The sequence below is a fragment of the Paenibacillus sp. CMAA1364 genome (assembly GCF_054373195.1).
In genome coordinates, this window is record NZ_JBITNB010000001.1 from 111,770 (window position 1) to 133,073 (window position 21,304).

13 protein-coding genes are annotated in these 21,304 nt (G+C 39.5%); all 13 read right to left on the minus strand.

Annotated features, from left to right (window positions below):
• Positions 1-249: 249 nt before the first annotated feature.
• On the minus strand, positions 250-1,257 hold the full coding sequence (gene mglC / locus ACH8E3_RS00530) for a galactose/methyl galactoside ABC transporter permease MglC (RefSeq protein ID WP_458630630.1): 1,008 nt from the start codon (positions 1,255-1,257) through the stop codon (positions 250-252).
• Positions 1,258-1,285: 28 nt separating this feature from the next.
• Entirely contained in the window at positions 1,286-2,797 is a 1,512-nt protein-coding gene (locus ACH8E3_RS00535) for a sugar ABC transporter ATP-binding protein (RefSeq protein ID WP_458630631.1), read from the minus strand.
• Positions 2,798-2,927: 130 nt separating this feature from the next.
• Positions 2,928-3,944 carry a galactose ABC transporter substrate-binding protein gene (locus ACH8E3_RS00540; protein WP_458630889.1) on the minus strand — a complete coding sequence of 339 codons (1,017 nt, stop codon included), beginning with the start codon at positions 3,942-3,944 and terminating at the stop codon, positions 2,928-2,930.
• A 145-nt stretch (positions 3,945-4,089) separates the two neighbouring features.
• Entirely contained in the window at positions 4,090-5,067 is a 978-nt protein-coding gene (locus ACH8E3_RS00545; protein WP_458630632.1) for a substrate-binding domain-containing protein, read from the minus strand.
• The gene (locus ACH8E3_RS00550) at positions 5,064-6,770 is read right to left on the minus strand and encodes a sensor histidine kinase (RefSeq protein ID WP_458630890.1); all 1,707 of its coding nucleotides are present in this window, start codon (positions 6,768-6,770) and stop codon (positions 5,064-5,066) included. Before ACH8E3_RS00550 ends, ACH8E3_RS00545 begins: the two co-directional genes overlap by 4 nt.
• A gap of 85 nt (positions 6,771-6,855) precedes the next feature.
• Positions 6,856-8,559: a response regulator gene (locus ACH8E3_RS00555; RefSeq protein WP_458630633.1), complete on the minus strand. Its 1,704-nt coding sequence runs from the start codon at positions 8,557-8,559 to the stop codon at positions 6,856-6,858.
• 191 nt (positions 8,560-8,750) lie between these two features.
• Positions 8,751-9,206: a GNAT family N-acetyltransferase gene (locus tag ACH8E3_RS00560; RefSeq protein WP_458630634.1), complete on the minus strand. Its 456-nt coding sequence runs from the start codon at positions 9,204-9,206 to the stop codon at positions 8,751-8,753.
• Positions 9,207-9,628: 422 nt separating this feature from the next.
• Entirely contained in the window at positions 9,629-11,485 is a 1,857-nt protein-coding gene (locus ACH8E3_RS00565; RefSeq protein WP_458630635.1) for an ABC transporter ATP-binding protein, read from the minus strand.
• Positions 11,482-13,254, minus strand: a complete 1,773-nt coding sequence (locus ACH8E3_RS00570; RefSeq protein WP_458630636.1) for an ABC transporter ATP-binding protein — start codon at positions 13,252-13,254, stop codon at positions 11,482-11,484. Before ACH8E3_RS00570 ends, ACH8E3_RS00565 begins: the two co-directional genes overlap by 4 nt.
• A 262-nt stretch (positions 13,255-13,516) precedes the next feature.
• Entirely contained in the window at positions 13,517-17,206 is a 3,690-nt protein-coding gene (locus ACH8E3_RS00575; protein WP_458630637.1) for a dynamin family protein, read from the minus strand.
• A gap of 240 nt (positions 17,207-17,446) precedes the next feature.
• Complete coding sequence (locus ACH8E3_RS00580; RefSeq protein ID WP_458630638.1) at positions 17,447-17,719, minus strand: NAD/NADP transhydrogenase alpha subunit; 273 nt, start codon at positions 17,717-17,719, stop codon at positions 17,447-17,449.
• Between the two features lie 34 nt (positions 17,720-17,753).
• Entirely contained in the window at positions 17,754-18,428 is a 675-nt protein-coding gene (gene nth / locus ACH8E3_RS00585; RefSeq protein WP_458630639.1) for an endonuclease III, read from the minus strand.
• Between the two features lie 90 nt (positions 18,429-18,518).
• Positions 18,519-21,248 carry an S-layer homology domain-containing protein gene (locus ACH8E3_RS00590; protein ID WP_458630640.1) on the minus strand — a complete coding sequence of 910 codons (2,730 nt, stop codon included), beginning with the start codon at positions 21,246-21,248 and terminating at the stop codon, positions 18,519-18,521.
• Positions 21,249-21,304 lie beyond the last annotated feature (56 nt).

A 21,304-nucleotide genomic window follows, 5' to 3' on the forward strand; every position in this document is an offset into this window, starting at 1 on the left:
TATATATCGCTCCTTAGAATCCATATTTGTGTTCACTTCATCCGGACTATCTATTTAACTGGTTACAATGTTGTCATCAGCAACAAATTCATTGTAACATGTCATATTTCAATTTAAACCCGCAAATACTGGAAGTCACAACTCATTAAACTTTAAAAACACCAAATAACCTATATAAACACACCCATTTATAAGGTGTGTTTATATAGGTTAAGCAATGTTAATTAAATGACATTTTGTTCAGATGTCTTACTTCTTAGCTGCATATTTACGCATATCAAATGCAACTGCAGCAACGATGATTAGACCTTTGATAATCAACTGCCAATATGGACTAATACCGATAAACGTCAATCCATAGTTAATGATTGTGAAGATCAATACTCCAACTACAACACCTGGAACCGTACCAATTCCGCCTGTTGTCGATACACCACCAACAACACACGCCGCAATGGCATCAAGCTCGTACATGTTTCCGTAACTGTTCGTAGCTCCACCCGTTCTTGCTGCCTCTAGCACACCAGCTAGACCATAAAGGGAACCAGCAATTGCATAGATGATAATCAAATATTTAGCTACATTTATTCCGGATACTTTGGCCGCTTGAATGTTACCACCAATAGCATACATATTCTTACCAAGCTTTGTTTTGTTGAAGACAACCCATACGATGAATGATACAAATATTGCAATAAGTACAATATAGGGCAAGGAATATTCACCGCTACCGATTGCTCCTGTACCTAAATTCTTAAAATCATCACGAAGTCCACCAATTGGTTGAGAGTTATTTGGTGCCATATCGAAATATAATGAGTTTACACCAAAAACTGCTACCATCGTTCCTAATGTTGCGATAAATGGTGGTACACTTAACTTAGCAACGATAATTCCATTGACAAGTCCACAGAGTAGACCGACAAATACAGCAAGTGCAATCGGGATAATATAATTTAATTGCGGAAGATCAGGGAAGAATCGAGCGGCATACTCTGCCTTCTGTAACATGGATGCTGCTATAACTGCAGTTAATCCTACGACACGACCAGCGGATAGATCCGTTCCTGCTGTGATAAGTACAAATGCGACCCCAAGTGCGATAATCGTTCTTGTGGATGACTGAATTAAAATATCGCGTAATGAGCTAAAAGAAAGGAATGCTGGATTGTAAGCTGTAATTGCAGCAATTAATACCACCAAGACAAGATAGATTGCATAGTGGGAAGCAAAGTTTTGTAGTTTTTTAGTATTCATTTATTATCCTCCTTCGTTGATGCCTTCATTAATGCTGAGCGGCTAATGTCATGATTTGTTCTTGTGTAGCCACATTACCCTCTACGATTCCTGTGAGACGACCTTCAGACATTACCATAATTCGATCGGACATCCCAAGGAGTTCAGGCATCTCAGAAGAGATCATAATGATGCTTTTCCCTTGTTTCGCCAAGTCAGCGATAATGGTATAAATTTCGTATTTTGCCCCTACATCAATTCCACGTGTTGGTTCATCTAACAATAGAATCTCTGGATTTGTAAGCAACCATCTAGCTAATAATACTTTTTGTTGATTACCACCGGATAGATTCATAATCAACGTTTTGGTTGTTGGTGTCTTCGTACGTAGTTTATAGATCATATCGTCAACTTCTTGTTTCTTACGCTTCTTATCGAGTAAGAAATAAGGCTTTTCGTAACGATCCATATTAGCTATGGCACCATTCTCATGCACTGATAATACAGGGAAGATACCTGATACGCGTCTTTCTTCCGTTAGAAGTGCCATACCTAATCTTTTAGCATCTTCTGCTGATCTTATTTTGACTTCTTTGCCATTAATTGAAATACTTCCTGATGCAAGTTCTCTTAGACCAAATAAAGCTTCAATAAGTTCGGTTCTTTGCGCTCCAACCAATCCACCAATACCTAAAATTTCACCCTTACGTAGTTCAAAGGATACATCCTTAAATGATCTAGGTTGGGTGGAAGTTAAGGCATTTGCCTTCAAAATAACATCTCCCGGTACATTATCCCGTTCCGGGAAACGATTCGTAAGATCACGTCCAACCATCTTCGAAATAATGGAATCCGTAGTTAAATCACTTGCTAGCCACGTACCGATCTTCTTCCCATCTCGCATGATCGTAACATCGTCGGAGATGCGTAGAATCTCTTCCATTTTGTGAGATATATAAATAATGGCTACTCCTCTAGACTTCAAATCACGGATAATACGGAATAAGTGTTCTACTTCAACGCCTGTCAGTGAAGAAGTGGGTTCATCCATCACGATGATCCTAGAATGAAAGGAGACAGCTTTCGCGATTTCGATAGATTGGATTTTGGAAACAGATAACTTCCCAACAATCATGTCTGGCTTCAAATCAATGTCTAAATCAGCAAACAACTCTTCGGTATCCTTATACATCTTCTTATGGTCAATAAACTGAATTGGACCATACCCCATAGTTGGGAATCGGCCTAACCAGATATTCTCCATAACGTTGCGGTGGGGTACTGGATGAAGCTCCTGATGAATCATTGAAATACCTTGATTTAAGGCATCCTTGGAATTGTTTATCTCAACTGGAATGCCATCCAATATAATTTGACCAGCATCTGGCCCGTAAATTCCATAAAGACATTTCATAAGTGTTGATTTCCCAGCACCATTCTCTCCCATGAGAGCATGTACTGTACCAGGACGCACTTGAAAACTAACACCATCTAATGCTTTTACGCCAGGAAATTCCTTTGTAATTTCAATCATTTCTAGCAAAAATTCATGGTCAGCCATGGTTTTCCGCCTCCTCCTACGTGACTCATATGTTGCCTATAATTGGCACTCTATCTCCTCGAACCTCACTATGAACAATGAAAGAGGAGCGAGATGATCGCTTTACACCCGCTCCTCAATAGTTACAATCTTATTTTGCTTCGTTGATATTCTCTTTTGTAATCTTTTTGTACTTAATCCATACAAATTGATTATCAGTAATCTCAAACCCAGCATTTTCACTCGTTGGTGTCTCGCCATTTGCTAATAGTGTCGCTAGAACTACAGATGCTTTACCTTGGTTGTTAGCATCATTTAGTACAGTTCCTAGCATAGTTCCTTCTTCTAGAGCTTCAATCGCAGCAGCTGTAGCATCTACACCAACAACCGGCATGAATTTGTCACCTTTAAAATAACCATTCGCTTTTAATGCTTCGATCGCACCTAAAGCCATATCATCATTATTGCCAAGAACAGCTTCAATTTTGTCACCATGTGCACCTAGGAATGCAGCCATTTTTTCTTGACCTTTAACGCGGTCCCACATACCTGTGTCTTCTGCTACTTTCTCCACTTTGATTCCAGCTGCTTCAATAGCCTCGATAGAGTACTTTGTTCTTAATTCTGCATCTTGGTGTCCAGGCTCACCTTTGAGCATGACATATTGCAGAACACCATCTTTGTTCTTATCTGCATCTGGATTAGCTTTCCAATAGTCAGCAATTAATTGACCTGACATGGTACCAGACTCTTCTGCTTTAGCACCAACATAATATACTTTATCCCATTTTTTCATATCATCAGGAAGTGGTTCACGATTAAGGAATACAACAGGAATGTCTGCTGCCTTCGCTTTATCAATAATAACACCAGCTGCTGTACGGTCTACTGGGTTAATTAAAAGCGCATTCATTTTCTTTGTTACGAACAAATCCACTTTATCATTCTGAGTCGGTTGAGAGTTCTGACTATCTACGATATCCACTTTCGCTTTTCCTTCAGCATTCGTTTTAATTGAATTACGAACACCCGTCATGAAAGTATCGTCGAATTTATAAATCGCTACCCCGATTTGAGGCTCTTTCCCTCCGTCTGCCGAGTTCGAGCATCCTGCCAACATCGATCCTAGCAATGCACCTGCGAGTAGAACTGGTGTAATCTTTTTCATGTTTTTCTTCATTTACAATAGACCTCCCATATATTTATATTTAACATTAAGCATCCTATTGGATAAATCTTATTATCCGTGATTCGCTTCATAAACCAAATATAAAATTCTAATGTCTTATATAAAAATTCTAATGACTTGTTCGTTACCTAACAAATGGAAACAACTGTTTTTGGTTTTCTGGCCATAACATATTGTCAAGATCAATCAATTTCGAACCAGTATCCACTCGTTCTGGCACATGAATCCCTTCAAGTACTTCAACAGCATGCTTCACAGCTAAATATCCATTGCTATAAGGATTCTGAATCACCGTTCCTTGAACGATACCTTCTTGAAGCATTTCCATGACTTCTGGAGGACTATCGAAAGTAACTATTTTCACCTTTCCACCAAGTCCAAGCCTAGATACTTCTTGCGAGACACCAATCCCTGCAATTTCATTCAATGCGATTATTCCTTTGATATGAGGATATTTCCGAATCATTTCATTGGTTAGATTTGCCGCTAGTTGTACATTGGAACCACAATAGACGGTATCTACTACTTCTACCTTTGGAAATCTTGCTATGTAATCCAACATACCAGATGCTCTCTCATCTGCGTTTCGTGCACCTTTAACAAAACTAACTAATCCGATCTGACCTTCCCCATGCATCAATTCAATTAATCTCTCTGCAGCCTTCTGACCGGCTTCATAATTGTTGGTTCCAATGTACGTCTTCACCCGCGCTGAGGCTACTTCCGTATCCATCGACAGCACTGGAATCTTATGAAATCCAGCACGATCTGTGACTTGTGCGAGCTTCATATAATCACCTGCTGACAATATAATCGCATCGGTCTTCTTCAGAATAGCCCCATTCACTAACCTAATCTGTTCCTCTATATCATCTTCACTGTCCGGACCAAGAAATGTTAATTCCACGTTGTACTCTTTGGCAGCGATCTCTGCGCCCATCTTAACGGTGTTCCAAAAAGCACCGCTATCCATCTTAACGATCATGCTCACCTTGTAAGATTTATCTGTCTTGTGTAACTGTGAGGACGTATCTGAACAAGAGACTAGTAATAACATTATAAATATAATGATCAACATGAACTTCTTTAGGGTCTTGGTCATACGTCTCCCTCCATATTTACAACATGATGATCATTTCTAACAACAGGTAAAGTAATGAACACCGTTGTACCTTCTTCTAATTCACTCATAAAGGTCAGACCATATGCCTCACCATAATAGAGTTGGATTCGTTCATGTACATTCTTGACACCTACACCTGATCCCGATGTGTTTTTCACGCTACCAGTTAACAGTTGACTCATTACTTCTTCGCTCATGCCCAGACCATTATCTGTAACCGAGATGACGACGCTATCTCCTTCAACTTTGACAGCGATAGCGATACTTCCTTCATCTGGCATGAGTTCAATGCCATGATAGATAGCATTCTCTACAATGGGTTGTATAATAAGCTTCAGCGTAATACAGGATAAAGCCTCATCTTGTACATCCATCGTGTAATTGAATTTGCTCTTATATCGAATCTTTTGAATAATTAAATAGTGACGTACGTGTTCTAATTCCTCCCCAAGTGTAATCATATTCATCCCTTTACTAAGACTAATACGAAATAACTTGGATAATGAAGTAATGGCTGTCACCACTTCTTCTTTTTCCCCGCGTTCTACCAGTCTTATTACAGAATTTAACGTATTATATAAGAAATGTGGGTTGATCTGTGCTTGAAGAACATCTAGTTCACTCTTTCGTTTGGCTTCTTGCTCTACAATAATCTGACTCATGAGTTGACGAGTCTGATGTAGCATTAGGTTGAATCGTTTGGAGAGTTGTACTACTTCATAGGCACCTTTCACATCAATAGGTGTATTGAAGTCACCTTGACCAACTTGTTTAACCGCCTTCTCTAGCCTACGAATAGGCTGTGATATTTTGGCAGATACATAGATAGAGATCAGAAGGACTACCGTAATGACTACAACGAGAAACCAAGTAAGAAACACTTGAAGATCTCTCTTTGTCGTTACGATTTCATTAGGATAAGCGACACCTACGATTTTCCAACCAATAGGTTTTACTGTACGAATGGTGATATACCTTTCATCTTTGGTAGAGTAATCGATATAGCTTCCAAAGGCATAGTCAAAAACAGGTTCAATATTCTCATATTTAAGACCTGCATAAATGAGTTGCTGTTGTGGATGATAAATGATGTTTCCTGCATCATCAATAATATAGGCATAGCCCTTTTTTCCAAGACTGACTTTACTACTCAATTCATCAATCGTTCTAAAGTTAACGTCTACTAAAAGAATGCCTTTTTTTAAGACACCGTCCTGTTTGTAAGTGATCATTCGACTTAGAGAGACCACCCATTTATATTGTCCTTTATATAAATTTTGGATATGAGGTTGCGAAAAGGATACCGTTTGAGGTTGTTTCAGAGCGGTTTGATACCAGCTTTGCTCCTTTAATTGCGTATTGCGTCGCATCGTTTCATCTGGAACATCTAGCACCATCTGACCATCTGGTGTAAATAGAGCCAGCGAGACCAAGTCCTCCCGCGTATGAAGAAGCGTTGTCAGTTGTTCTTTTAATAATGAATCCGAGATGTTACCTGTCTGTCCGATCTGTTGCTCGACCACTTCATAAATATCCTGCATACCTTTGACATATAGCTCTAAATGAGAATTTACTTGATCAATAATTTGTTGGATATTCAGATAGGCGTTATCTTCCGCAGACTTTACGAACTTGTTATAGAGTAATAAGCTGACCAATAACACCACGACAACCGTAATCATTGTAAATGAAATCGTAATAATTACCTGAATACTTCTTACATTAAAAGAAAGCGGGACTTTGGGGCTTCTGGAACGTTTAAATAACTTACGGTTTCCCGTTTGGATTCTCACTCAGATTGGCTCCTCCCGTATTATTCCTATAGTCTTTTGGTGATATCCCGAATCTCTTACGGAAACAAAAGCTGAAATAATTAGGGTCGGTAAATCCTACTTTGTCTGCCACTTCAAAAGACTTCAAATCCGTTGAACTCAAATAATCTTTCGCTGATTCCATCCGAAGTTGCATGAGGTAGTTGACAAAGGTCATCTTCATTTCTTTCTTGAATACACTACTGAAATACCCCGTACTAATGTGTAAGTGTTTACATACTGTATTTATAGATATGTCACTCTCATGAAAATGAATAGCGATATATGATCTAGCGTTCTCAACTAACTGGTTATAACTAGATTGTCGTCCCTTCGAGATATGATTCATCAGCTTGAGACATACTTGTGTAACCCATAATTTCACTTCGTTTAAATTGTTCAATTTCGTAATCTCACTGAAATACTCCGCTGTACCGAAGGTATCGTCCAATTCCATCCGAAATTCTTTGGCTGTCTTCATAATGGATGTCATAATCTCTAATATATATACCTGACAATCCTTCACACTAAGTTGGATTATTTCTTCACCAGAGAACAAATGATCTACCGTCTCGATCACTTCCACATCTGTTCCTACCTTTAGAGCGCGAATTAAGGTTAGTTGTTTCAACTCATCATAAAGGAGTGGCTCATGCTTGATTCGGTTCGATCTTGATTCCACATCATCAATCCAAATCACACGATTATTGCCAAGCAAAAGTCGATAATCCAACGCCTGCAATGCATCGCGATAAGAATGGTTCACACCTTCTAGTCTGTGCGTTATCGCCCCTGCACCTACGGTTACCGTTAACTTCAGATATTTCTCTACATTTTGTCTGATTTCTTCTAATATCTCTAACATATTCTGAATCATTCTCTCAGAATCCTGATCATCATTCATTAATAGAAGAACCACATCATCATAATGAAGGAATGCCTTACCAACACCATATTTCATACAAATCTCTTCAGCAATATTCAGCACAGCAAATAATTGCAGTTGTCGATTATGTACATCTTTTAAAGATGTTGAAGTGACCATTTGGGAAATGTCAGAAGTATCTTTATCCTGAAGGTTCGCATGAAAATAATCTACCCTTACTATGGAGATCATATATAAGGATGCTCTCAAATTAAGCTCATAGCTAACCATCTTTTCATTAATTTCATGGATTGGAACTCTTCTTGTTAATAAGGAAGATAGAAACTTTCCTCTCATAATAGGTAGACTCTCTCGATAATGTTCACGTAAATTACGCAAATCAGCTTGTTCAGCAGCTTCATTATCTAAATTCATCTTCACTTTTAAAAGTACATCAACAAACTCCTTAGAAGAAAACGGCTTAAGTACATATTCATCAATTTGTAACTTGATTGCTTTCTGTGCATATTCAAACTCATCAAATCCCGTTAATATAATAATCTTGGTGTTCGGAGAATGTTCACGTATCCATTCTGCCAATTCCAGCCCATTCATAAAAGGCATATGTATATCTGTTACTACAACATCTGGTTGATATTTCTCAATTAACTCCGTCGCTTCTCGCCCATTCTCAGCATTATCGACCACTTCAAACCCATAATCATTCCATACTATTTCATCTAATAACCCTTCGCGCACATCTTCTTCATCATCCACTAAAATAAGTCTATACATGATTCTTATACCTCACTTTTATTGTGTAAGCGATACCAAAAATTCTGTCACATCATGATCATACCATGCTTTTCATCCCAGGTTAAAAAAAAGATGGTACCCCTAATCCGACTTGCTGATTAGAGGTACCTTATATGTTCGTTTTACATCAAATGAAATGCCATCCATTCATCATAATTAGCCTATTAAGCTTATAATGGTTTACTGAATTGATAACCTACATTGGTAAAACCGATATGTCTATAGAATGCTCTAGCAGGTGCACGTTCAACACGGTTACCACTTTTCAGAAACAATAGATTGCTGCCCTGCTCTTTGCCCCACTCTTCTGCGCTATGGATCAATCGCTTGCCAAGACCTTGCCTTTGATAATCCTTAGCAACAACTAGTGATGTAATCTGTGTTGTAGGTATAGCACTAGAATACGTTAGAATCTGTCTTAGACTTATTTCACCAACGACTTTTCCGTCCACCTCAGCAACAAGTGTGCAATAAAGTGGGCTCGATTCCATTTCTAACATACGTTCTCTCATCACACTCAATGTTGTTGGGTAGTGCAGTTCTCTCATTAATGCGTTTAGAATTTCTAGGTCATCCCATTGAAACTTTCTGATACATAATGTAGGGGTAGAAATACTACTGTTCATGGTTAAACGCCTCCACTTTCAATAGATTAGCAGCAATAGTTGCTGTCTAACGTGTAATCTGAACATCATTAGTAGTATCAAACGTTACAGCTATTCTTTATCTACGTTTGTTCTCCTATTCCAAAATACTAATATTCCTTGTCCTATATCTTAGGCTTTTGGGAACAATTTCTTGCTGTAATTCTCTACTACCCTAAATCATCCTTTTACTGGAGTGTGCAGAATAAAAGGAGTACTCCCACATCATTTGCACCTCCCTAGAGATCTATCTTCTCTATTTTCATGGATTTACAAATATAATGCAAGAGCACTCTATCATTTTTCAACAATTTTATGCAATTAATTTGATTTATTTGTTACATTTTCATAAAAGACTTGTCATATTTACAAAGAAACAGGAGTATGACCTTCTTCAATCTAGCTTATACGAACCTGTATTGGGCCTCAATGAGTCCGTTATATATTCCTTTTCTCTGAATTAGTTCAGCGTGACTTCCTTCTTCTTTAATTTCCCCATGATCTAACACCACAATTTTATCGGCATGTCGAATGGTAGATAATCTGTGTGCAACGATAAAAGATGTTCGACCTTGAAGTAATACTTTTAAGGCTTCTTGAATCTTGAGCTCGGTTTCCGTATCTATACTAGCCGTTGCTTCATCCAAGATCAACACACGTGGATTGGCAAGTAACGCCCTTGCAAATGAAAGTAATTGACGCTGTCCCATGGACAATGCATTTCCACGCTCTTCTACTTCCGTGTCATAGCCTCGTGGTAGATTCGTAATAAATTCATGCGCATTTACTGCTTTTGCTGCTGCTTCAATATCTTCATCATTAGCATCCAATCGGCCAAATTTTATGTTATCGCGAATGGTGCCAGAGAAAATGAAGGTGTCTTGCAGTACAATACCAATCTGACTACGAAGACTTTCTACTTGTACATCGCGTATATCATAACCATCTATCGTAATCTTACCCGATGTGATGTCATAGAAACGACTTAATAGATTGATAATCGTACTTTTCCCTGATCCGGTATGTCCCACAAGTGCGATCGTCTGTCCAGCTTCAACATCTAAATCTATCCCTTTTAAAGCTTGACGGCCTTTCTCATACTCAAAGACAATATTATCTAAGCGAATGTCACCCTTAATCTGTGGTAAAGGGATTGCATTAATCTTATCATCAATACTAGGCTTCTCATCCATGAACTCAAATATTCGCTCTGAGGATGCCATGGCTACTAACAACTGATTATACATCATGCCAAGACGATTAATCGGCTCCCAGAAGTTACCTACATAACTGGAGAAAGCGACAAGTAGACCAATGGTTAGTTCCCCTGATTGGATCAAATAAGCCCCTAACCAAAATAGAATTAACGTACCGAAACCACCTGTAATTTCAATGAGCGGTCCAAATCCTTGGTTCATTGTGGTTGCCTTATCCCATGATTTCTTAGCATCTTTGTTCATTACTTCGAAGAACTCCATGTTCTCTTTCTCTTGTGTGTAAGCTTGAGTCACACGAATACCCTGGATAGACTCATTCAAATGCGCATTGATCCGAGAACCCTTCATTCGAACTTCTTGCCAAGCTAACCGGATTTTCTTTCGAAGCTTCGTGGAAATAAAGAACATAATGGGCACCGTAACAATCACGGCTAGACCCAGTTTTACATTAATGATCAACAGTATAACGACAATCCCTATCAATTGAACGAAATCAATCATGAGGTTGACGACACCGTTGGTGAACAATTCTTGCAAGGAGTTCACGTCATTCGTGACTCTGACTAACACGGACCCTGCAGGTCGCTTATCAAAGAAATTAAATGACAGCTTTTGAATATGTTTGAATAAATCAGCTCGAAGGTCAAATATGACCCTTTGCCCAATGATGTTCATATATTTAATACGGTATGCAGATGCAACCCATTGCACGATATACAATACAAATATCGAGGCTGCGATCATATAGAGTAATTTGAGGCTTGGTTGCTCTGGGAAGATCGCCTTATCAATCGCCATACTCGTTAAAAAAGGGACGGTTAATTTCGTGACGGTACCGAGGATCATCATTAATCCGATCAAAGGTAATAGCTGTTTAGCGTAGGGCTTCATATATGCGAACAGCCTACGAAATTGGCCCCAGTCAAAAGCCTTATCAATCACATCATCATCTTGATATACGAATCTTGCATTTTTTTTATTCTCTATATTCAGTTCCTTGTTGTCCTTATCACGTTGTATGTCATTATTTATACCGATACTCATGATTTCACCTGCTCTTCTGCTTCGCCGGATAACCGGGAGATATGGTCTGCATACTGGATTTGGTAAACATCGCGATAAGGCCCTTCCATCGCAATTAATTGTTCATGTTTGCCTCTCTGTACGACCTTTCCTTCATCTAACACCAGAATTTCATCTGCATGTCGTAAAGAAGAAATACGATGAGCAATAATAAAGGTGGTACGTCCTCTCATCACTTCCTGGAACCCAGATTGAATCTCATGTTCCGTCTCCATATCTACTGCACTTGTCGCATCATCAAGAATAAGTATCTTCGGATTCTTTAATAGTGCACGCGCAATCGCAATTCTTTGTTTCTGTCCACCGGATAGACCCATCCCACGTTCACCCACAAGGGTGTCGTATCCATCAGCCATCTCCATAATGAATTCATGAGCTTTGGCTAATTTGGCTGCACGTATAATTTCTTCCATAGAGACATCGTTCAAACCATATGAAATATTATTCTGGATGCTTGATGAGAACAAGAAGGTCTCTTGAAATACAGAAGCAATCTGACTACGCAAGCTATGAACAGTGATATCACGAATATCTATTCCATCAAGCTTGATGGAACCTTCATTGACATGATAAGCATGCATAAGCAATTGAATGATGGTAGATTTACCTGAACCAGTGCCACCTAGGAATCCAATAACTGATCCGGAAGGTACATCAAAGCTCACATCCTTGATCGCTGCCATCTTATTACCATACGCAAATGTGACCTGATCAAAGATAACATGCCCTTTTACATCTTCTGCATGTAGTTCCACTGCATCTTCACGGTCTTGAACGTCAATAGGATGATGAAGTAGTTCTAATACCCGCTCACCAGAAGCCTCCGATTGGGTGTAGTTATTAATTAAGAACCCTATATTCCACATAGGTCCAATTATGTACCAGATCAGACTGAAAAATGCTACTAATTCCCCTATGGATAACGTGCCTTTAATTACAAAGGTTCCCCCGACAGTTAAGAGTAGAACGACTGAAATGGATGCTAAGAACTCCATAAATGGGAAGAAACGACTCCAAAGTGTTGCTGTGAATATTTGATTCGTCTTATATCTTTCATTACGAACAGAGAATTTCTCAACCTCATGAGGTTCACGAGCAAAGGATTTAACCGTTCTAACGCCTGTGATATTCTCTTGTACGGAAGTGGTTAAAGAACTTAGTGCTAATCGCATTTCTTGAAAAGCAGGATGGATCTTCCCTTCAAATCGTAACGCCACAGCCATTAAGAATGGAACACTTATCATCGTAACTAACGTTAATTGCCAATTAATGGAGAACATTAAAAATGATCCGAATAATACCATTAACACTGTGTTCATGATTTGTACCAAACCGAATCCAATGAAATTTCGAATGGCTTCCAAGTCACCTGTCAGACGAGACATGAGATCTCCTGTCTTCGCAGTATCATAATAACGAAAAGATAAAAATTGCAACTTCTCGTAACAAGCATTCCGTAATCGATACGCCAAATGATTACCTAATCTACCACCTAATGTACCGCTAATAAATTGCATTACGGCTTTGATGATAACGACAACAATCACCGTAATGGCAAGCATAGGAACTTTGTCGTATTGTCCTGGAATAATAGCTTCATCAATAAGTTTCTTAAGTAACATGGGTGTTACCAACCCTAAGGCGGTTGCGATGGCTAGCGTTAAGAAGGATAAATACAAGAACTTTCGTTTATCCCAAAAGAAGCTCTGCAGTTGCCTGAGTATATTCATATTTCTTCTCCTCTGGATGCATGTGATCCATATCAATTTTGTTTTTTTTGTGAATATCAATGAAGTTTACCACCCTATTTGAAAGGGAGCAAAGTGCGTAACTCATCATATTAAGCCTAGTTCTTTAAGCAATCGCCAACTGGTTCATACAACCATAATTATCTTATCAATTGTTGCTATTTACTCGATATCCCTAGCTTAATGTACATAAAGAAAAGAAAGCCTATAAAAGCGCTTCCTCACTTTAGCAAATCCCTCTAATTTATTGAATTACTTGCTCAAAAAGAGTTAGTTCATCTGCTAATTTCTTCCATTCATCTGGATGATCCGATGTTTGTAACGACTGTTCTAAGGCATTGTAACCTTCCATTAATTGTTCTTGCAGTTTAACCTTGTGGCGTTCAATACCATTTTGGAATTCTTCCCCATACCATTGCGTTAAATGCGGTTGTTGTGCGTTAACGGCATCAGATATCATGTCTTTTAACATCGATTCAACAGCTTGTCGTAATTGTTCACGACCTTTTCCTTCAAAGAATACTTTAGGACTTCTGAAATAAGACCAATATCCCGCCCAATCCAAGGATTGAACGAAGCGACTTAGACGAAGATCAGGCACATTCCAATCTTCATTCTCTTTAAAAGGAACGAGTATAAACCCATCGTTCACATCATGAATCTGATCTTTGATACGAACCGCCACTTCTTCAATTGTAGACTTCGCCTTTTGCTCAAGTCTTAACGTCGTTGCCCATATTTCTTGATCTATCTCACGCAATAATGATTCTTCTAGTTCGCGACCACAATCCACATAGATCTCCTTGAGAGAACGTAACCCATCTCTTAATATCGTTGGATGAAACGACTCCTGAAAGAATGTTCCAAGGCGATAATAAATGCGTTGACGAACATGGAACAATAATTCTATGGTCTCTTGTTCAATGATGCGATGTGCAGATTCAATATCCATGAAATCAATCAATAGTGTTGTAGCTACCTTATACATATTGGATAGCTTCTGTCTTTGATTCTCTCTCGTTGTTTCATCTTGTCTAGAGATTCGATCCCATTCTTCAGCACGCTTACGTGCATGTGTGATCTCTTGTTTGGCCGCTTGAATAGATAATCCTGGCAACTCTTTGCCGGCGAAATCATCAAGTGCTGTCTCAAATATCGTGAATCTAGATTCTAACAACAAGGACTCATCTTTATTACGCTTGCCTTTCAATGCATTCATACTGGATAAAGCATAAATGTGAGGTGAACCAATGCCATTACTTCGTAGATTAGTATGCACATGGTCTACCACTTGCTTCAGTTCATCACTGGATGTGGCTAAGTCCGATGCATTAATAATAAAGAACATTTTATCAAGGGCAAAGCTATCTTTTACTCTTCCCAATTGAGAGAGGAACTGTCGATCTCCTTTGGAGAATGCATGGTTATAATAGGTTACGAACACGATGGCATCCGCATATTTCATATACTGGAAAGTCACACCTGTATGACGTGCGTGCAGAGAATCGGCGCCTGGTGTATCTACGAGAATAATGCCTTGCTCTGTCAGATCACAACTGTAAAATAAATCGATTCGATCGACATAACAGGATTTACTCTCATCTGCTACATAGGAACGGTATTCTTGAAAATCGACCTGTTGCTCAGTGCCCAGAAGAGTCTCTGCCTTACTCCATCCTGCATAGGCAGCCTTTAAGAAGCCGAAATATGGTAAGCCTGCAGGATGAATACCTTCTGAACTTAACTGCGCAACTTTATCGGTCCATTCCTTAGGATGTGGAACACCTAGGTGGAGCATATTAAATGATATCTTTAGATCCTCCATGAACGTGTCATACGATTTCATGATTACTTTGGCGCTACCGTGTGTGTAGTCATCCTGTGGCGCAAGGATGCGATTGATCGCCGCGGTGGTAGGATGCGGCGATACGGGTAGGACATCTTCGCCTAGCAACGCATTGGCGAAGGAGGATTTACCCGCGCTGAAAGCTCCGAACAGCGCGAGTGTGAACGTGCCACCTTCAAGTGCGGTGGCGCGTTCACGGATAGCCCGCGATGCGGATGCCATCGCCGGGTACTGCCCTAGCTTGGCAGATGCGGCATGAAGCTGTGCCGCCGCATCCGCCAAGCGCTGGCGGCGCCCTCCGGTGGCGCCGCGCCGCAGTTGTCCCCCGCCTGCGCTATGCGGCGGGGCAAGTGCAGTTGCGGGCGCAGCGCGAAGCGCGCCCGCGGCCGTGGCCGTGGCCACCCCCGCTTCGGCGGGTGGCCGGAGGGGCATCACCACCGGCAGGATGCCGGGGGTGATGCCCTGCCGTGGCGGCAGCAGCTCCGCTAGAGCTGCTGCGCGCACTGCTTCCTCCCGCTGCAATGCTGCATAGCGGGAGCCTGCGGCCGACTGCTGTTGCAAGTCGGCCATGCGTTGATTGTGGTGCTCTAGATCGCGAGCACCACGCTCTTGCAATTGCAGTAGGAGTTCTTCCGCGAACTCCATCATACTTCTTCTATATAAGCTCTTGATATGTTCAGCTATACTACGGCAATAGTTCAGGACATATTCTCCCGAGAGAATCGCATCACTCTGCAGACCCTGTACAATCACAGACACATCTATTGTAGGAATCGCTCGATCTAATCCTTTCTGCGATTCTTCTGTCCACAAATGATGTCGTTCACCCCATGTGGTTAACATTTGACGAACATGCCACTCTACTTGTGAAGCGACTTGTTCTTGTAGCTTCGTAAGGAACTCCTGTTGTCTATGTTCTTGTTCCACTCGTGTCTTATTCGTCGATAACCATAATCCTTTCTTAAAACCAGGCTTACGGCTCTCCAAGAATAACGCTGCCAAATCTCTAATTTCAGCAGGCATGAGATTCGAATTATCCAACAACTTATTTAACTCCAAGCGAAGGACTTCCCTTTCTTGTTGTGGAAGTTCAACGATTCTGTTGCCTTCTAGTTCCAATAGGCTTAACTGTTCCTCAATCTGTTTCAGAGCTTCTTCTCCACCCATTTCTTCAAGAAGTTCTTCCTTCTTCGTAGATAGGGATTCCTTGAATTGCTCCAAATGATTTTCCGCAATATGATGAACTGAACATGAAATGCTATGACTTAATAGATCTTCCTTCTGTTCAATCAATTCAGATATTAATGACTTCAATCGATCATACTGATTATATGGATGCTGCATATCTTTTAATGAGTTATATAGAATCCCCTCATAATTGACTTGCCAGCGTTGAAATGCGGTAACAACTTCCTCATGATACATAGTAAATGGTAATTCCTGCTCCTTATGCTTATCAATCTGATTCACAATCAAATACAAAGGTTTTCCCCAATCGGATAAGTTTTTAGCGAACATCAAGTTATTCTCAGATTGAACATGGTTGTAATCCATCACATATAGAACCACATCTGCCAAGTGAAGTGCTGAATGTGTTGCCTTCTTATGTCCGTCATCTGTAGAATCCACGCCTGGCGTATCCATTAGAACACCTTCTGTCCCTAACAGCGGTATTTGCTCCCATACTTCAATAGAAGAATACTCGCCACCATTCTTGCAGTAATCATCTAATTGGGAGACCGAGACTTCCATTGGACTAATCCCCTGTATGTCTGCATCTGTACCTTGTGTAGCTACAGGATATATAAGAGCATGGGGCACACCTTGACGAATGGTGACCACATTTGCACTTGTTGGAACAGGACCGGAAGGCAACACCTTCATTCCACACAACGAATTGATTAGACTTGATTTCCCAGCAGAGAAATGACCACACACAGCAATCGTTAGTTCTCCTGAATCCTTCTTCCTCATTAAATCGTTTAGATGATGACTAGATTTAGAGTCTCCCCAAGCAATCAACTTGCTATTTAAATTGTCCACATTGATGTTGTCTTTCTTCATGTTGCTCTGCGTCACTACCCCCATAAATGAATTCTCTCCCTTGTGATCATACTTGTCATCTGATATGTACCCAACATTCTTATATCCAATACCTGTGATTATTATCATATAAATAAGATCATTCTATCATTTTGAAGCCATGAAGGGTATCCTTCAAACGATGCTGATTATGAAAATATAAAATAAAAAAGAAATAAAATCGAAGACAATTCTTCGATTTTATTTCTTTTTAGATGTAACCATGAAGCCTATATCTTAACCTACTTAGACAGATACACTCACAAGGTCAGGAAATAAAATTTCAAATACTGAACCATGTTGTAGAATCGTCACACCACGCGATTTATCTTTCATTACAACGACTTCTGGTTTTACGGACATACGCTCAATGTAGAGTTCTGGAACTTCTGCTGAATGGCTAACAGTAATGCCATCCAACTCTTTCTCTTCATTATCTTCAAATTCACTGTCTACAATATTCTCGAAAATATCAGAAAATTGTTCAAAATTGTTTGTATATACGGAAATACACTTCATCTAATATCCCATCCTTCTCCAGCTCTAATATTCACTATCCACTATTCTCTTTATCTTTCCTTGTTTTCGTCAACTTCATACGTTTTTTGCCTTCACGACATACATCGAGTAATGGACAGACGGGACACTGTGGGCTTTGAGCCTTACAATGGTATCGTCCAAAGAAGATAATCCGATGATGATTCACAGTCCACTCATCTTTGGGAATCTTCTTCATCAGCTTCTTTTCCACCTCAAGCACCGTATCATTCCAACCTGCTAATCCTAGACGTTTAGATACACGCTCAACATGGGTGTCCACGGCTATCGCTGGAATCCCAAATGCATTGGACATGACAACGTTAGCTGTCTTTCGTCCAACCCCTGGAAGCAACACCAATTGTTCATAAGTTCTAGGGACATCTCCATCATATTCATCGATCACCATACGACATAATTGTTGGATATGCTTGGCCTTATTACGATAAAGCCCAATTCTACGAATATCCTGTTCCAATTCTTCTATCGGAACATCAATATAATCTCGGGGTGATCTGTATTTGAGAAAGAGATCCTTCGTCACTTTATTCACGGTCTCATCCGTACATTGCGCAGATAATAGCACAGCAATGGTTAATTCAAATGCATTGCTATGGATCAATTCACAGTAAGCATTAGGGAACATATCCGCCATCGTATCCAATATATGTCGCACGCTCGAAGCTACCATAATGAATACCTCCTGACAAAAAAAACCGTCTTGATCCAGGAAGCACATCCCGTATCAAGACGGTGTAATTCATGACTTATGAACATAGAATTATTGTTTCTGTATTTCCACAACGATATCATTATTAAAATACAGTACAATAATATCACTTTCTTTTAAAGATTGCACGGGTATTGTGGTGTCACTTTGGTGAATATACGCGTTTGGTGATAAAATAAATCGATTATTATCTGAAACATATTGACGTTTCACATAAATTTCTTGTGATCCACTTGTATGCTTCCAGAACTCATGCTTCGATGAGGTTAGCACCTTGATGATGGATGTTCCATCCACATCTTTACGAATTTCAACTCGATCTGTAGCAATTAATCCATTTAAGTTCGTACTTATGTTGCTTCCACGAACTATTTTTAATGCACCATCGACCTTTACTACTTCTGTGGTCCCATTATAAGTTTTTACGCCTACACTAGAAGTTGATGCATCTACCGTAAGCACTTGACCTATTGTCATCTTCGTCAGCTGCACAGATATCGGTGTATTTCCTCGATATACTACATTTACAACTTGTCCAGGTTGAATATCAGAACCTTTTATAATCTGACCACTCTCATTCTTCACCGTGGCTTGATCTAAATAAATATGGCTTAAAGCTATTCCGAATTTCGTTGTAACCCACTTATTACCTGAATCCACCGTTGCCACTTCGTATTGAGCCGTTGATGGAAGAAGAATTTTAGACACCACTTCTTGATTATCCGCAAGTAAGATGGATACCTCGCTACCAATCTTCACATCTGACATCGTTAGATTCCCTTTACCATTCATCTCAATGAAAGGTATTTGATAAGCAAATGTTTTACTTTGACCATCAATTCCTTGGATCGTAATCTTTCTAGCCATGGTGTCCACTGCAGTTACAATTCCATCATATTTATATACGATTTCTATAGATAGAACTCGTCCATTAATATAACTTATATTTACTTTACGACCTTCGGATAATAGCGGCTCAATTCCAGCTAATGTAGGACTAATCGTATTATAACTAACCTTCGTTTTGTCATCTAAAGAATATACAAATCTTTTATGATTGGCATCTTCTATCGTCAACCATCTTTCCTTATCTTTGTTTCGATAATCTACAACAGTAACCCCTTGCTTCTGTTCCACATTTCTACTCAAAACAGCGATTTTAGTTATAACTTCCTTCGCATCCAATGTCAATTCAATCTTATCCCCATCTTTAGGACCTGCGATCAAGTCACTTAGAACAGGCTTGTCTAATCCATTGATCAGGATTTCGACCTTAGAAGATAATAACTTCACATCTAGGTTCCCGTCTGGTTTGGTAAATGTGATGGTTCCGTTGGAACCTACCTCATACAGTGTTCCCGTTACCTTACGTTCAACAGCTTGTGTTACTACAATGGACACCAGATTATTGTTCTTAATTTCATAGTTAATCTGGGAACCTTTCATTAATTCCATGGGTGTAAGGAATTGTCCCTGATAATTAATGGAGGGAACACTCTCCCATTTATACGTTTCCATTGTACCTACTGAGTTCTTTATGATAACGGTCTTATTATTTACATCCATATTCTCTAATGTTCCGGAGTCTTTCTTATTCACAATACCTGTCTTCACTTGAACAATAATTATATTCTTACTCGAAGAGAAATTCTCACGCTTAATAATAATTTGACTACCAGGTGTTATGTCTTTGGCTTCGATCTTCTTCCCATTCACATCAAGGAAGGTTGTATTGGCTTGATATTGATAAGATTCAAATCCAGTATTGGATGATGTCCCAAGAGAATTACCTGGGAATAGACGCTCAAATGTCGTCTCGATAGTCTCCAATTGCTCTTTCGGGTCAATGATTTCTACATATGAGGAACTTCCATTATTATCCACGATCATTACTTTAGAATACAACTTTATATCAGATAATGACATTTTAGCTTCTGATGTCTTGGTATAATAGCTGGTTGTTGGAGTAATTGGAAAATTGCGTATACTACCATTCACAGATAAGCTAATCGAATTATTCGAAATCGCTGTCACAATGCCTTCTGTAGCATTTGCGTACTTCGTATCTGTGTGGTCTTGACCTCGGCTAAAGAATGTCGCTAATTGTGCTCTAGTGACCGAACCCAATGGATCAAATCGATTACCTTCAACACCATTCGTTATTCCTAGTTGAATCGCAGCATTAACAAAACCTAATTTGGACTTAGATATTCTACTGTTATCTACGAATGAAGTTGCTTTTGAGGATAGAGCTATCGCTTCACTTTCTTTTCCAATAGCACGTATCAACAGTTCTGTAATCCATTCTCGACTAGCTTTCTTCGAACCCCAAGCTGCTTTTGTTGTCGCATCATCTGCTTCAACCTTTTTATCTAACAATTTATGCTGAAAAGCCAACGCAAGATATGGTTTATAGTAATTATTCACCGTAAAGTTAGATGGAAATACAATGGATGCATCGTTATTTAGTTGATCCTCTATATTCATAAAACGGATCGCCATCGTTATCGCTTCTTGCTGTGTAACACTATCATTAGGTCTGAATAAACCCTTATCCCCTAGAATGATCTTCAGAGATGCAAGCTTATTAATATGCTTGTCGGCCCAATATCCACTCTTCACATCACTAAATAATCCTGCATAAGACATAGCATTGTTCGCAGTTACATTTGTTGTAGCATCTGCAAATACAGCCGTCCCTGGACTTAAAGCTACCAAGCTTGCAAGAACAGCCGATACTACCTTTTTGGAATGAATTGAATGGTTACGCTTAGACTTCATGTTTGTTCCCCTCTCTTATGAGCACAGATCGAACTGCTGTAATAACAGATAATATT